Annotated in this window: 13 protein-coding genes and 2 pseudogenes; 14 read left to right on the top strand and 1 reads right to left on the bottom strand. The window is 53.2% G+C overall.

Annotation, left to right across the window (positions count from 1 at the left end; translation table 11 throughout):
- The first annotated feature begins 176 nt into the window (after nt 1–176).
- The 12 genes and pseudogenes from NMG46_RS28380 (at nt 177) to NMG46_RS28435 (ending at nt 12,498) form a co-directional block, all read left to right on the top strand.
- Complete coding sequence (locus NMG46_RS28380) at nt 177–1,343, top strand: glycosyltransferase family 4 protein (RefSeq protein WP_254820617.1); 1,167 nt, start codon at nt 177–179, stop codon at nt 1,341–1,343.
- Nucleotides 1,344–1,451: 108 nt separating this feature from the next.
- The gene (locus NMG46_RS30085) at nt 1,452–1,943 is read left to right on the top strand and encodes a DapH/DapD/GlmU-related protein (protein ID WP_254820618.1); all 492 of its coding nucleotides are present in this window, start codon (nt 1,452–1,454) and stop codon (nt 1,941–1,943) included.
- 153 nt (nt 1,944–2,096) lie between these two features.
- Nucleotides 2,097–3,449, top strand: a complete 1,353-nt coding sequence (locus NMG46_RS28390; protein ID WP_302897285.1) for a flippase — start codon at nt 2,097–2,099, stop codon at nt 3,447–3,449.
- Between the two features lie 110 nt (nt 3,450–3,559).
- Complete coding sequence (locus tag NMG46_RS28395) at nt 3,560–4,243, top strand: class I SAM-dependent methyltransferase (RefSeq protein ID WP_254820620.1); 684 nt, start codon at nt 3,560–3,562, stop codon at nt 4,241–4,243.
- Nucleotides 4,244–4,326: 83 nt separating this feature from the next.
- On the top strand, nt 4,327–5,346 hold the full coding sequence (locus NMG46_RS28400; protein ID WP_254820621.1) for a hypothetical protein: 1,020 nt from the start codon (nt 4,327–4,329) through the stop codon (nt 5,344–5,346).
- Between the two features lie 91 nt (nt 5,347–5,437).
- The gene (locus NMG46_RS28405) at nt 5,438–6,763 is read left to right on the top strand and encodes an O-antigen ligase (RefSeq protein WP_254820622.1); all 1,326 of its coding nucleotides are present in this window, start codon (nt 5,438–5,440) and stop codon (nt 6,761–6,763) included.
- Between the two features lie 26 nt (nt 6,764–6,789).
- Complete coding sequence (locus tag NMG46_RS28410) at nt 6,790–7,854, top strand: glycosyltransferase (RefSeq protein ID WP_254820623.1); 1,065 nt, start codon at nt 6,790–6,792, stop codon at nt 7,852–7,854.
- Nucleotides 7,855–7,933: 79 nt separating this feature from the next.
- Nucleotides 7,934–9,088, top strand: coding sequence for a glycosyltransferase (locus NMG46_RS28415; RefSeq protein WP_254820624.1), 1,155 nt, complete (start codon nt 7,934–7,936; stop codon nt 9,086–9,088).
- A gap of 458 nt (nt 9,089–9,546) precedes the next feature.
- A complete protein-coding gene (locus NMG46_RS30090; protein ID WP_367117744.1) occupies nt 9,547–9,732 on the top strand; it encodes a hypothetical protein in 186 nt (61 codons plus the stop codon).
- Complete coding sequence (locus NMG46_RS28425) at nt 9,732–10,562, top strand: glycosyltransferase family 2 protein (protein ID WP_254820625.1); 831 nt, start codon at nt 9,732–9,734, stop codon at nt 10,560–10,562. The genes NMG46_RS30090 and NMG46_RS28425 overlap by 1 nt, the downstream gene beginning before the upstream one ends.
- 68 nt (nt 10,563–10,630) lie before the next feature.
- Entirely contained in the window at nt 10,631–11,389 is a 759-nt protein-coding gene (locus tag NMG46_RS28430) for an FkbM family methyltransferase (protein ID WP_254820626.1), read from the top strand.
- A 176-nt stretch (nt 11,390–11,565) separates the two neighbouring features.
- Nucleotides 11,566–12,498: pseudogene (locus tag NMG46_RS28435) on the top strand (IS481 family transposase).
- Here the strand turns inward: NMG46_RS28435 and NMG46_RS28440 are convergent.
- Nucleotides 12,495–13,235, bottom strand: coding sequence for a class I SAM-dependent methyltransferase (locus NMG46_RS28440; protein ID WP_254820627.1), 741 nt, complete (start codon nt 13,233–13,235; stop codon nt 12,495–12,497). The pseudogene NMG46_RS28435 and the gene NMG46_RS28440 sit on opposite strands and share 4 nt — an antisense overlap.
- Before the next feature lie 249 nt (nt 13,236–13,484).
- Between NMG46_RS28440 and NMG46_RS28445 the strand changes: the two genes are divergently transcribed.
- On the top strand, nt 13,485–14,762 hold the full coding sequence (locus tag NMG46_RS28445) for a hypothetical protein (protein ID WP_254820628.1): 1,278 nt from the start codon (nt 13,485–13,487) through the stop codon (nt 14,760–14,762).
- A 268-nt stretch (nt 14,763–15,030) separates the two neighbouring features.
- Nucleotides 15,031–15,448: pseudogene (locus NMG46_RS28450) on the top strand (sugar phosphate nucleotidyltransferase); the annotation flags it as partial.

Here is a 15,448-nt window from a genome sequence, read left to right on the forward strand (position 1 = left end):
GCAAAGGTTACCTCGGTGTCCACGGCCCTGATCTCCGTTCGATGTGGATGACGATGAGTTCGTTCGTTGCCTTTCTCATTTGCCAATTTGGGGCTTGGAAACGGCTTACTGACTTTTCCCTTTAAGTACTGCAGGCAGCCGGCGTTAGGTGTTTGCAAGGTGAGGTTCGAAATGGGATGGTAAAGAAAGTGTTGTATTTTCATCATGCTACGAGTCTGGGAGGTGCGCCACGTAGCCTTTCATTGCTCGTCAAAGGTCTTGATCGCGAACGATTCCAACCAATTGTAGTTATGCCCAGGCGGGTAGACAATGATGCGGTCAAGGCGCTATTCTCTGAGGCTGGTGCTGAGGTCCTTGAAGAAAGAGATATCCGGCCGTTCCATGGTTCATCAGTGGCCCCCAATCACAAATTTTCAGGCCGCACCTACGCGATCGCTTCATATCCACTGACCGCAAGATGCGCGAAGCGCGTAGTCAAAGCAGTGCGCCCTGACCTAGTGCATCTGAATTCAACCTGCATGGTTGCGGCCGCAGCCGGCGCTCATATGGCGTCACCAAAGTTGCCAGTGATCGCTCACGTGCGCGAACCTCTGCTTTCAAATAGGTGGGGTAGAGTACTGGCTGGACTTAATAGGAAGCACGTGAATGCCTTTATCAGCATTGACGAAGCAGGTTTGAAGACGCTGGGAGGCAACAATATAGATGGGACTGTTGTATATAACTTCGTAGATGAGGCCACGTTTCACACCGATATCTCATTGGGTGGTAAATATAAGCGTGATCAAGCCTGGGATGCAGACGAGGTAGTTTTTCTATTCCTAGCTCGTGTTGCTCCGTCAAACGGCGTCCTTGAGTTGGTGAGGTTGGTCGAGTCGATTACGCAAAAATTGCATCCTGCGGCCCGATTTGTCATTGCTGGGTTCCCGAAAATCAAGACGGGTTACGCTTTGGAGGCATACGAAGCTACAAGACAGAGCACCCGATGTGCTGCACTGGATTTTGTGGAAACTCCGGTTCCTCTGATGTTGGCGTCTGATGTTATAATTGCTCCGTTCACAGAACCCCATAGCGCGAGAAGTGTTTTCGAAGGTGCCGCATTAGGGAAACCTAGCTTAGTGGCCAATATTCCGCATTTGGCTGAGTTGGTGATTGATGGTCATACCGGAAAGGTATTTAGTTGGCATAATTCAGACTCGTTTGTATCTGCTGTCAACGAATTATGTGACGGTGACAAGAGAGTACAAATGGGTCGGAATTCAGTCGGATTTGCTGTAGATAATTTCAGCAGCGGGGCTGGCGTTGAGAGGACAATGTCTGTTTATGATAGAATGTTAAAAAAATAAATGATATCGTATATTGTATATATATATAATCGAGCAATTCAATGGTATTGGTCGTTCAGGGCTCGTGTTCAACTGCGCCTCCGGGGAGTATCTTTACCGAGAGGTTTTGTGGTGCTTGGCCCGTTGGGATTAAGCGCCCGTGGCCGGATCGTTATTGGCGAGAACGTAACAATCGTAAATAGCTCACGTTTTAACCGTGCTGGCATCAATCATCCTACACAGTTGGTAGCTGGACAGGGCGCCACGTTGACGATTGGCGATAATACCGGAATTTCAGGAGCCGCAATCTTTTGCTCCAACTCGATCACAATTGGCAATCATGTGCTTATCGGTGCGAACTGCAGAATTTATGATACGGATTTTCATCCAGTGGACTTTATGGAACGGCGCCGCAGGCGTCCTTGCAGTACTGCTCCAATAATTATTGAGGATGATGTTTGGCTGGGTGAAGGTGTTACGATATTGAAAGGAGTAACAATTGGTGCGAGGAGTGTGATAGCGGCAGGTAGTGTGGTAACCAAAAACATAGGTTCGGATACACTGGCTGGAGGAATGCCAGCAAGGCCGATCCGACCTGTGAATGGAAGAAATGTAGCATGACGAGCAGCTTGGAGCTGATAACATCGTTTGCGTATTGCCTCGCAACAGTTTCGTGTCTAAATTTCTGCTCCTTAAAGAAAGAATTAATATATCCATTGAGGAAACACTTTAAAAAAATGAGTAATAGAAGCGAGCTTGGTCGTGCATAAGGCCATGTCTATATTTGGAATCCTTCCAAAATTGGCCAGGAGATACTGGAGATATATAGCGAATTCTCTTTGGTTGGTATCCGATAGACTCCTAACAAGTCTTATTGGGCTTCTGGTGGTGGCGGTGGTAGCGCGCTATCTTGGGCCGAGCGACTTTGGACTGCTATCCTATACGTTTTCTACAGCATTGCTGTTCTCAGTAGTTGGCCAACTCGGGTTAGATGGGTTGGTGATTCGAGAGATCATCAATCGTCCTGATGATGTCCCACGAGTGCTCGGCACAGTGTTCACATTGAAGTTTGCTGGCCATTTGTTAGGAGCTGTGGGTTTGGTCGTTTATACGCTCTCTATGAGTGTGAATTCGACCGAGCGTACGATGCTGCTTCTAGCCGCAGTCTTTATTCCCCTGGCGTCGCTGTCAGGATTCTTCGGTCTCTGGTTTCACTCGCGCGTTCAGGCGCGGTACAACGCGATCTCCTCCAGCATGTCAGTATTGTTGGTCGGTTTGGGAAAGCTAGGGCTTGTATGGATGGGATTTACTGTGGTCGCGTTCGCCGCTGCGAATATCGTCCAGGTATTAATCAGTGTTGCGCTTTCGCTCCGTTTTTACAAGCGGCAGAAAGGCCCGCCTCTGTCGCACTGGCGATTCTCTCCGGCATTCGCAAGGATGTTGCTTGCTGAGAGCTGGTTGCTTTTCCTTGGGTCGATATTCGGGCTCATCTACTTAAAAATTGATGTGATGATGCTTCGGTGGCTGGCTGGGCCGGCAGAGGTAGGCAGGTATGCAGTGGCGGCGACCCTTTCTGAGGCGGCATACTTCGTCCCTGCTGCTTTGGTGGCTAGTGTATTCCCTAAGCTGATCGAGACGGCAAAAGCCGATCAGGATTTGTTTAACAGACAATTCCAGGCTCTTTTCGATGTTTTGTGGCTTGCTGGGCTGGGCATGATAGCCACGATGTTTTTGGTCGGTGGGCCGCTCATCCGTTTTCTGTTCGGAGTTGATTATGGCCCGTCCGTTCCGATCTTGATGGTTCACGTCCTGTCTGCGCCTTTCCTGTTCATGCGGATTGCATTCACAAGGTGGACAATTATAGGGGGAGGCGCCACTTTTTTCGTCTTAACCGAAGGGCTCGGCGCGCTTACTAATGTGGCTTTTAACCTCCTTCTTATTCCTCACTATGGGAGTTTGGGTGCCGCGTTTGCGACCCTCCTATCGTATGCCACGGCTACCTACCTCACCTTGGCTATCCCGCGCCGCACAAGACCGATCTTTATTATGATGTCGCGCTCTGCCTTTATGCCATGGCGCACTCCCAAGGATTTCTTTGACTACGCAAGACGAAGTGCCCATGCCTGACGACTGGGCATTCCAATAGCAGGATCTTTTAATCTTCTGTGGTGACCACCCGCACGAGGGCGCCCCTGAACGGAACTCAACTGACTGAAACGGAGCGGAGTTACGAGCGCATGAAGGTGATTAACAGGATCACGACAAAGCTGAACCGCTTTGCCCAACTTTCCAATGACTCGCGAGCCGCAGCCGAATTATCCAGGCTCGGGCTACCATACTTGCCGTGGTCGGACGCATCCCTGCTTCCCTCAGCCCTGCAGGTCGTGCTCAACGAAATCGAAATCAATTCTCGTAAGACGATCGTAGAATTCGGAAGCGGCATTTCCACGATCTATGTTGCCCAAATCCTTTCACGACTTGGCGGCCGAATTGTTAGCTTCGAGAGCGATTTAGAATGGGCGACCTTCGTTGAGAACCGCCTCGCAGCGTTAAATTTGGCCGAGTTCGCCTCAGTCGTTCATGCGCCTCTTGGACCCTGCACTTTGAGTAAGAATGGTCTGCAATGGTACGACCCAGTGATCGTCACAACGGCTGTGCAGAATCTGTCGATTGATTGTGTAGTGGTCGATGGTCCTCCTGCATACAGCGCTGGGTATGAATTGGCTCGCTATCCCGCACTCCCAGCAGTACAGGAATGGCTCGCTCAAGACTACGTCGTCTTTCTTGATGACATTCATCGGCTTGGAGAGCAGGAGATATTGCGCCTCTGGGCAAATCTCTTCGGTATCAAATTTCTTTCCTATTTTTCCAAAGGAAATATAGCTCGCGGTATTCATGGCGTGGCACAATTCGTCGTGTGAGGTATGCCGATCTCGAGTTCGCCTTTACACCTTGATCCGCGTGTTCACGGCGCTGGTGTTCGCCTATCGGACCGGAGCTGGCTTTGAAAATCCTGGACAGAATAGTATATGTAAAAACCTGCGGCGGTCACAAGGCATCTTACTTGGCTACGCTGGGCGATGTTTTTGGAATGGACAAGGTTTTTGGCAATGTTACTGCCAAAATGTTCTACAAGTTAGTTCGGTGCAAGGAGTTGCTATTTGCTACGCTGGATGAGCACGTATTGTCTTTTATCTTGATTTCGGTGGCAAGGAGCGTTGCGAGGAAGAATACCGTTGCATTGTTTCTTCGCCCGGAACAATGTTTCCTACCAGGACTCAAATACCGTCTCAAGTGGTTGCTTTTCAGAGCTTTGCGGCACCTCCCGGGCCTTACTGTCATAGCCATAACGCCGTTTGACGTAGCCCCCAGATACGCCCAGGTAGCCGCTGCAGGTGTGTACGACCCGCAGTATTGGGACTTGCATGACGGTGTGTCTATTCCATCGCCGAAGGAAACCCGCCTGTCTGCCGATGTTCGCTCCATGGCAGGTCGCAGGCGCCTGTGCACCGCGGTTGGCGTTCTGAATGCCGGGAAGGGCCTGGAGTTCCTTGCCGACACTCTGGAGAAGTTTCCTGTAATCAGGGAACATACTCAGGTTGTGGTGGCGGGCTCAACGAATCCGCACACTCGCGGCGTATTGACACGACTGTCCGATGCAGGATCGGTCGTGATTGATAGGTTTCTTTCCGATGCCGAACTGTTGAGCTTGATAGGCACCTCCGAGCTGGTGTGGGCATGCTATGATCCAAGGTATGATCAGGCTTCTGGCGTTTTTGGTCGTGCCGTGCAGTTGGGTTCAGTTCCCATTACTCGAGAAGGAGCTATAGTTTCCCAGGTCGCGTCCGAATCCGGAATCCCCTCCCTAGCGGTGAGATATGGGGACACGGAAAGGTTGGCAGAGGTTTTGATCGCAGGGCGATCAAGAGCGGCAGACCAGATAGGTCCAAGCGCCGCCGAAATCGCGGAATGGCGCCAAGCTTTTATCGAAGTTGTAAATGCAGGTTTGGTGGAAAAGAGTTGAATATCACCAATCCGCTCCGACAAATTGAAATGGGTATTCAGTGTCTGATAGATCGCACATCAATTGAAGAGGCTCTGCATTCGGAATACGGATGATGATGGTAGGTAATAGGATCGGTCGTTCTTCACAAGGTGCGAGGTTGGTCGTTGCCGCGGCTTCCGGTGCCTCGCTGTGGTTTGCCGCATTTGCGAAAGCGCAGGACTACGAAGGTCAGCTATACCCTCCCATGAATGCTCCGCTTGAAGCCATTTTTGAGCAAGGCCGCAATTTGTCGTTCGCCACCATGTTGCTTGCAGTTACCGTCGCTTTGACCCTTGGCAATGGATTCCGTCGTATGGATTGGCGCAGCGCCTCTCTGTACATTGCGGCTGTGAACGTGTTCCTCCTTTTTAAGCTATTTCTGTATGGGAACACCGGTATTTTTCTCCAAGGAACCTTTGCAATTTTCGTCCAGATGTTGGTTTTTGTAGTATGCGCCGCTGGATATGAGCGAGAAAGTTTCCGACAAAGAAGTTACATGCCTCACGTTGTGCAAACGATATATGTATTTGCCTTACTTTTTGTATCTTGTAACATGTATGTATACTTTTATTTTCCAGGAAGTTCAATTGTTCTGTCCAGTAGTCGGTTTTTTGGTATAACCGCTAATCCGCAACACCTGGCGATGTCGTGCGCTCTGTGTGTCCCAGCGCTCTTATATTGTGTTGTTCGCTATGGGATGAAAAGCATTGTCGGGACATTGGCAGTAACCATCATGGCGTGCGTGCTTTTTATTGAGTATCACTCAGGTTCTCGCCTTGGATTCTTCTCAACTATAATATGTATTATTCTCGCTTGTCGATTTTTTTTGGATCGACGTCGATTCGTATACGTCATCATCCTGGGTGCTCTGGCGATGCCGGTACTCTATGTGTCATTATATGACTCCATAGCAGATCTAATTCGATCGCGTTTTGTGGAAGGGCGCACTGATACTCGATCTGAATATTGGGCCTCTGGGTGGGATCAGTTTATTCGGAACCCTTTGCTTGGCGGTGAGCCAAGCGGGGATCCGCCAAAGTATTATTTTACGGTTAGTTCTTGGATTTCTGCAGCATACAGTGGAGGAATGATAGCGCTGTTGCTTCTGTTTCTATTTCTGTTTTCTGCCATTGGCTATATATTCAGGATTAATAAATTAAGAGATCTTCGCTCCATGGAGCAGGAATACGCGGATTTGTATATATCGGCGATTGCTTTAATTCTGACTGTGAGTGTCTTCGAAGCAGTTTTCCTTGGAGTTTTTTCGGCTCACACCATGATGGTTTATCTGTATGTTGCTGGCGCCGGTACGCTTGTTGGCGCGTCAAAAAGATTGGTATACGCGCCGCGTCGGCAATTTATCGATGCGGACCGACTTCGCGCCGGGCGCCAATAATGAATACAAAAATGGACAGAGCTAGAATGGCGCCACGCGATACTGGATCCATTGCGTTTGCCTGGTCGGGCCTGCCTGACTATGCAGCACGCTGTATCCGCGCCGTGATCGACCGATTTCCTGGAACCGTAACTGTGATTGGAACCCGGCCGTCTGTACCGATTGCCGGCATGGAACGTTCTCTTGGCCAGGCCGTGCACTGGATTGATGGTCGGGATGCCGATGCGGACTGGACGCGCTTGGGCTTAACTCGGCCCGATTTATTTTTCCAAGGCGGATTCCACTGGCCCGCCTTCAATTCGCTCGGTGTCCGCTGCCGGTCGGGCGGAGGAAAAGTGATCTTGCAAACCGACTCGAATTGGCAAGGAACCCTGCGGCAGCACCTGCTTGATCCGATACGGCATCGCGCTCTTTTGAGACGGCGCTTCGATGGCGTGTTTGTGCCAGGCATTGCTGGAACGAAATACGCCGAGCGTATGGGCTATCGGTCAAGCACAGTGCTGGAAGGAATGTATGGCGCCGATCCGGTCTTGTTCAACGGAGGCGCTTCCCTCAATTCTCGTCCCAAGCGTTTTTTGTTCGTGGGAAGATTGGTTCAGGTAAAGTTCGTCGTTGCTCTGGCGAAGGCATTCGTGGACTTCGCTGCCGACAATTCGGAATGGTCCCTCCAGATTTGTGGAGCCGGACCACTGCGGGAACAGTTGCCTTGTCATCCACGGCTCGACGTCTCCGATTTCCTTCAGCCGGCACAACTCGCTGACGTGTTTCGAAATGCACGCTGTCTGGTCCTGCCATCCCTGTATGAGCCCTGGGGGTTGGTAGCGCACGAAGCTGTACTCAGCGGATGCGCTCTTGCCTTGTCACAGGTTGTTGGCTCCGCACAAGACCTTGCAACGAAAAGCAACTCGGTTTTGTTTCGCCCCGGTGATGTGAACGCCATCACCGATGCGCTGCGGTCCATCGCTTCCTGGGATACGCACCATTGGCAGGAGGCCGAAAACGCGTCCCGATCGGTGGCCACGAAATTTGGGCCGGGACCATTCGCCGATGCTGTTGCTCGGTTTGTCGACAAAATGCACAGCGAAATGTGAGCCGGGTGACGGACGGGGGATTCGGTGTCGTGTTTCTTGAGGCGGCTGGATCGATCTGGTTGCAGGGACGGTCGGTCGTATGAAGGTCGTGCAGGTTGTGGCTTCAGTTGCCACGGAAGCCTCTGGTCCGAGCTATTCGGTTCGGCGGCTGTCCGATTCTCTGAGTGAACGAGGAGTCGCATCTCAACTCTGGAGCACGATAATGAGAGGGCAGCCGGACCCGAACGTCACACGCTCTCGCGTTTTTCCCTGTGATTTCGACCAGCTACCCATCGCCAAGAGGCTATGTTTTTCAAGGAAGCTCCACGAGGCGCTGGATCAAGCGGCGAGTTCCGGGGCGATCTTTCACTCCCATGGGCTCTGGCTGATGCCGAATGTCTACCCCGGCTGGAGCGCGGGGCGATATGGGCGGCCGTTGATCGTATCTCCCAGGGGGATGCTGGGTGAAGTTGCGCTTCAATTCTCTTACTATAAAAAGCGTGCTTTTTGGGCAGTTGCACAGAAGCGCGCTCTCGATCGCACAGCCTGCTTCCATGCTACCAGTCTCCAGGAGTGTCTGGAACTACGCGCTTTTGGGCTGACCGCGCCGGTGGCAATTATTCCGAATGGCATCGATTTGCCTTTGCTGGCCGAGAGGCCGAAAGAGGATGAACGAACGCGAACTGTGCTGTGCCTAAGTAGGATACATCCCAAGAAGGGGATTGATCGTCTTATCGAAGCATGGGCGCGCATTGAAGCGGCGCATGGCAACTGGCAACTTCGGATTGTCGGCCCTTCTGAGAAAGGGACCAGGGAGGGACTGGAACGACGCTGCAAGGCACTCGGTGTGGTCAGGGTGGTTTTTGAAGATGCCGTCTTTGGCGAGACCAAGCAAAAAGCGTATCAGGATGCTGACTTGTTCGTTTTACCTACTTTGAATGAAAATTTTGGTATGGTGGTGGCCGAAGCCCTGGCGAATGCGACACCGGTAATCTGCACCGTTGGCGCGCCGTGGAAGGGCCTGGCTGAACATCGCTGCGGTTGGTGGATAGAACATGGGGTAGAGCCGCTTTCCGCGGCTTTGAAAACCGCCATGGCGATGCCGCGAACGTCCTTAGATGCAATGGGATCGCGTGGTCGGACATGGATGGAACGCGATTTCTCATGGGAGAAGATCGCTGCCAACATGGCCCATGTCTATCGCTGGTGTGTCAAAAGCGATGACCAGCCAGACTTTGTGCGCACTGATGCATGATCGATGCTTTGAGCCAAACTCTCGCTCGCGTCCGGCTCGCGGCCCGTGGTCACCAAAAGAGGTCGTCACCGGCCTCTCGATGATTGGACAAGATGGATCCCGCTAATTTTGCTTCGCATGTAGCCGCCAATCGGGCATCACGGAAATGGTCCAGGAAGGAAAAGCTGGGTCGCTTCCTTTGGGCTCTTGCGGGGCCACTGTTCTCGCTAAGCCCAAGGCTTATGTGGGGATGGCGGCGGTTTTTGCTCAGGCGGTTTGGCGCAACCGTCGGCAACGACGTGCATATCTATCCCTCCGTGAAGATCGCCATTCCGTGGAATCTTGTCATCGGTCAGTCCGCTGCCATTGGCGACAGAGTTGTGCTCTACGCCTTGGGAAGGATCAGTATCGGGGAGGCCGCTACAATTTCGCAGGGTGCACATCTATGTGCGGGTTCGCATGACCACAGGGATCCTCGAATGCCGCTCACGAAACCGCCGATCTCCATTGGGGCCGGGGCATGGATCTGCGCCGATGCATTCATCGGTCCCGGAGTCACGATTGGCGAACGAGCCGTGGTCGGAGCAAGGGCCGTCGCCGTGCGTGACGTCGGTCCCAATCTTGTTGTTGTTGGGAACCCGGCCAGGAGCATCGGTACACGTTGATGTCAGACTCAAAGATTTCCATCACCGTCGTTGTTCCCGTCAAGAATGAAGAGACGAACCTCGGAAAATGCCTTTCTCGTCTGAGCCGGTTTTCCGAAGTAATTGTGGTCGACTCTTCCAGCACCGATCGGACTCCGGCTATTGCAAATGAATACGGCGCGAACATCGTTAATTTCAATTGGGACGGAAAGTACCCAAAGAAGCGCAATTGGTTGCTTCTCAATGTCCCGCTTCGGAACGAATGGGTGTTGTTCCTTGATGCCGATGAATTTGTTGACGCTGCATTTTGCGATGCCGTGGACCGCGCAACCCAAGATCCCAGCCAATGCGGTTTCTGGCTGAATTACGACAATTTCTTCCTCGGCCGCCGTTTGCGCTTTGGTGTGCCGCAGCGCAAGCTAGCGTTGTTTCGCGTCGGAAAAGCACTGTACGAACAAATCGATGAAGATCATTGGAGTGGCCTCGATATGGAGGTCCACGAGCATCCCATTATCGACGGCCCGGTCGGAGAGATCGCCGCCCGCATAGAGCACAATGACGATCGAGGGATTATCAAGTTCGTTGATCGCCACCGTGACTATGCTGTCTGGGAAGCGAATCGGATTGTGCGCCTAAGATCTAGCGGTGTCGCCTTGAACAAGATGACGCATCGTCAAAGACTTAAGTATGGAAATTTGTCTAAATGGTGGTATCCGTGGGCATACTTTGTAATTACATACTTTCTTAAATTCGGTTTTCTTGATGGGTCGGCCGGATTTCAGTACGCTTTTTACAAGACGTGGTATTTTCAAACGATTAGGTTGTTAATTTCTGAGCAGAAAGGGACTTAGATGAAAGCTTCTCTGCGTGCAGGTTTGGTATTCTGATGCGCAAATTAAGAACGTTTTTGGAACGGGCGATGCGTGATCAAGTTCGCCGTCGCCGAATGCCTGAAGAATTTGGCGGTTTGCCGATTATGGTCTCTACGGCCGGCGGACTGCGATATTTCTTCAAGCCAATTTCTCAAATCGACCCGGACCTTCTTTCAGCAGCGAAAATGTTGATAAGGAAAGGCGATACAGTTTGGGATATTGGAGCCAACATTGGGCTTTTCACCGTCGCTGCAGCTGGTTTGGCCGGATCGAAAGGGCGCGTTGTTGCGTTCGAACCAGACACGTCCCTAGTGGCTTTGCTGCGCCGCACCGCCAGCCTTCAGCCTAATGAAGCCGCAGAACTGCTGATCATCCCTGCGGGAATGGCAGGCGTAATGGGCTTCAGGTCGTTTGCTATTGCTAGCCGTGCACGAGCTTCAAATGCGCTGGCCGAATACGGAAATTCGCAGACGGGCGGCGTTCGTGAACTGCAAACCATTGTGTGTTTGTCATTCGATGACTGTCTTAAGTTGCTACCATCGCCTGATGTTGTGAAAATCGATGTCGAAGGCGCCGAGGCGGAATTGCTTGATGGGAGTTCTCACCTTTTGAAAGTGGCGCGTCCAGCCATGGCTATCGAGGTCGCGCCTCGTAATTCCGGTGAAATTGGTCGTATTCTGATTGGGAGCGGTTATCGGCTGTTCGATGGTGCCAGACCGCTCTTGCCAAATTCCGACATTGAGACTCCCGCGTGGAACACGATTGCTATCCCTGCCGAGAAGGCTGATAAGTTTATCCTAAGTTGAAGGGTGTAACGTAGCTTAGCCGGCTGATTGACGGTCTTTGCCTTTGCCCTCATCAAGACCTCTAGATGTTTGATCCCGGACTTTGATGGAGCATCCTTATCTTCCGAATCAAAGGATGCGCTATGGACCAGGTTCTGCATGGGAGCGCCACAACGACTGAGGCGGTCCGATGAGCAATACAGCATAGTCAAGAGAGCCCGAGGACGCTGGCCAGGCGCTACGGGATCAACCAGAAGACGGTCGCGAAGTGGAAGAGGCGCGCTTCGGTCGCCGATCGGCCGACTGGTCCGAAGGAACCGAGATCAACGATGCTCTCGATTGAGGAGGAGGCGGTCATTGTCGCTTTCCGCCGGCATACGCTGCTGCCGCTCGACGACTGCCTCTATGCGCTTCAGGCGACCATTCCGCACCTGACGCGGTCTTCATTGCATCGCTGCCTGCAACGCCATGGCATTGGCCGGCTGCCGAATGTCGAGGACGACAAACCGACGAAGAGGAAATTTAAGAGGTACCCGATCGGCCACTTCCACATCGGCATTGCCGAGGTCAGGACCGAGCAGGGCAAGCTGCACATGTTCGTCGCCATAGACCGCACCTCGAAGTTCGCCTTCGTCGAGCTGCACGAAAGGCCCCCACCGCCGTATCGCGAGACTTTCTAGCGCGGCTGATCGCGGCCGTCCCCTACAAGATCCATACCGTGCTTACCGACAATGGCATCCAGTTCACCACCCCTGGTGCCGGTGGCTCGGCGGTGCCGCTGATCAAGGAGGCAATCGCCAATGGCGAGACCTTCCGCGCTCACGCCTTCGATACGCCCGCGCCAGGAACGACATCTCCGCACGACCAAGGGGCCAGGCATCCGTGGACCAACGGCCAAGTCGAGAGAATGAACCGGACCATCACGGACACCACCGTCAAGCGCTTCTACTACGAGAGCCATGATCAACTACGCACAGATCTCGCCGACTTCGTTGCCGCCTACAACTTCGCTCGCAGGCTCTAGATCCTCAAAGGCCTCACGCCTTACGGGTTCATTTGCAAGGCGTGGGTATCACAATCGGAACGCTTCAAACTCAATCCGCCAGCAAATGCCGGGACCAAACATCTAGGCTGCTGGGGATTTACGCATGAATGCAAAAAGCGCGGTGCTCATGCCACTTGGAACCAATAAGCTCCAGGCTCTCACCAGGTGAAAGATAACGGCCTTGCCTGCATGATAGGCCGGCTCGGCTTCCCAAGAGTGCAACGCGATTTCATATCCGGGGAAATGACGTCGCAACGCCGATCTGGTGTTCAGGCGATAATAGGCTTCGAACACATCCTCGTCCTTGCGACCGGGCTGGGCGAAATGCAGGATGCCGGATTTGGCACTCTCGGGCAGTAGTTGGTTGAATAGCGCCACATAGCCGAACTTGTTTGGCGTCCTCGCGCAAATCCAGCCACCAGATGCCAATATCCGGTCGAGCTCCGAAGCTGTAGTGGCAGGGTCGGGTAGGTGCTCGAAAACGTGATCGGCGATGATAATATCGACTGAGGCATCAGGAAGCGGTATATGAGACCCATCGAAGACCACGGCTTCGTCCACGGAGGGGTTTTGCGTTACGACCGGATCGACATCGACACCGATTACCCTTCTCACCTTGCCTTTGAGATTGCGAAGCGAACGGCGGTAAGGCAGCCTATCGTCGGTGTACCATCCTCCGCGTCCGGACCCAAAATCCACGGCAACCATGTTCTCTGAAAGAAGGGCATTCACCCTCGTGTAGAATTGGATTGTTCCGTCAACACGGCTGAAGCCTCCAGCGAGCATTTCTGGATAAGTCCTGGATTCAAAACCTGGGTTCATGTCCGACTTTCTGCGTTGCAATGTCGGCTGGCGGATACCAAATCCACAATCAAATGAACAGGGCTTCTAGTCAACCAGCGTTGGAAATCTGCCGCTTAATTACTTGATCCCATGTGGTGATGGCGCCGTGTTTCCTGGGAATGGAAGGAGATGCGGTGTGCCGGGCTCTTCACGACCCGCTACGCCAGTGAACCAGATGGACAACGCGCGATCGAGGTCTGGCCCTACCCGACCTCGCATGGAGGAATTGTGAAAAAAGCAGAGATCAAACGCCGATTCGCAGTGCTGACTTCTGTGGGGATTGTTGCAGGTTTTGCCCTTTTTGCCTTTTGTGGAAAAAGCAGCCTTGCGCAGCCGTCGCAGGATTTCGGCTGGGGCAACATTCCTGCACTCTCCCTGGCGGGCGATCTCAAGGCGTACTGGAATGTGATCGACGGCTCGAAGGGCGAAGCTGCGAAGAACGCCTACGCCCGGGGGTTCGAGCCTGTGACAGTCTTGAACACCTACGCGGATTTTCCCAGGCAACGCGAGAACATCACCGTCGCAATAGGCAGTCACCACGTCAATCCGTGGCAGAAGCCGCCATTCTTTGAACGTGTCATCCGGCGCAACATCCAACAGGCTGTCCCAAATGGGATATATGTTCACGACATAGAATTCCCCTTTGAGGAAGACACAAAGCTCGCTTGGGAAGATGGGGCGGCACGGCGGGCTTCCGGCGTCCAGTCGAGGGAAGCTTTCGACGAAGCCTATTTTAAACAGTGGGCGCAATGGTTCTGGCTACCGCTGAAATGGACGAAGGAAAGCTATCCCACGACTCGCGTTGGGCTATACGGTGTCCAGCCATTCCACCGGAGCATTTCACCAACTGCGGCTCAAAATGACGGCACACACAACTCAGATTGGCGATTGTGGAAGTATATCGACTCCTACGTCGATTTCTACGTGGCCAGCATTTATCTTTTCTATGATCAACCTGACGCTGTCTTATACATGGCAACCAATGTCGAGGAGAATTATCTGCGCACCCGGTCTGTGGGCGACAAGCCGGTCTACGCCTATGAGTGGCTGCGATTTCATGGCGCAAACAATGCGTTGAAGGGAAAGGAACTGCCGTCCTATCTGGTCGAGGCGATGGCGATCGTTCCCTATTTCAGTGGCGCCAAGGGAGTCGTTCTGTGGGGCTATGAGCCTCAGGTGAAAACCGGGACGCAACAGCCTTACGAGCAGCTTCCGCTTTTCGTTCGGTCGCTAAACAGGGTCGCTATGCTTTCAGAAAAATTATCCCGCGGTCAGCTGCTGATCGACCGGCCTGCCCATGAAGTATGGAAAGCACACGGACCGTTGATCCGCAAAGTGATGGTGGATGAGGATGAATGCATCGTGATGGCGATCAGTCCATGGCAGAGTGACGACAAGCGCACGACATACCCGGTCCAATGCGGCCAGCTCAGTGCCCAGATAAGTATTGACGGTCGGCACACAACTCTGGCGGTGATCAACAGACGAGGGCTGCAGATCTATTGATCCGAGGGACACAGCCGATTTGCGCACGCATTGCCCGCCAGAAGTTTGTCTGGAAAAGTCGAGATGCCTGTAAAGCCGCGGCTTAGGTCACAGTAGACCGACTTCTCCGGACCAATCCCCCGTGCCTTCTTGACATTGATCTGCGCATAGTTTTCCCAAGCACGTGGATCGTCGTGCCGCAGGGGGCGGCAAGAAATGCACCGCCGATAGGATGTGGCCTCACTCCTTGCCTCGTTTGAATGTCAAAAAAGTTAAAGGTATCAACCAAATGACCGAACGGATCGTCAGTTTTGTCATGAGCGGCGGCGTCGGCTCGCGGCTGTGGCCGCTGTCGCGCGAGGATAATCCCAAGCAGTTCCATGATTTCTCCGGCGACGGCTCGATGCTGGCAAGACGCTGCGGCGGCTGACCGCGCGGCCGGAGGGCGAAACGCCGGTCTTCCTGATTGCCTCGGAAATGCGCGCCGACCGCGTTCATGCCGATATTGCCGGTCTCGAGCTTTCGGGCGGCGGCCCGCTGTTCGAGCCGACCGGCCGCAACACTGCCGCGGCCGTTGCCCTGGCAAGCCTGCGCACCTTGTCGGAATTCGGCGACAGCCTGGTGCTGGTGGTGCCCTCCGACCACGAGATCGCGACGGCGCAGCAATTCTGGCAGAGCGTCGAAGCCGGCACCGCGGCGGCGCGCGA

The sequence above is a fragment of the Mesorhizobium sp. LMG 17147 genome, assembly GCF_024297145.1.
Classification (GTDB): domain Bacteria; phylum Pseudomonadota; class Alphaproteobacteria; order Rhizobiales; family Rhizobiaceae; genus Mesorhizobium.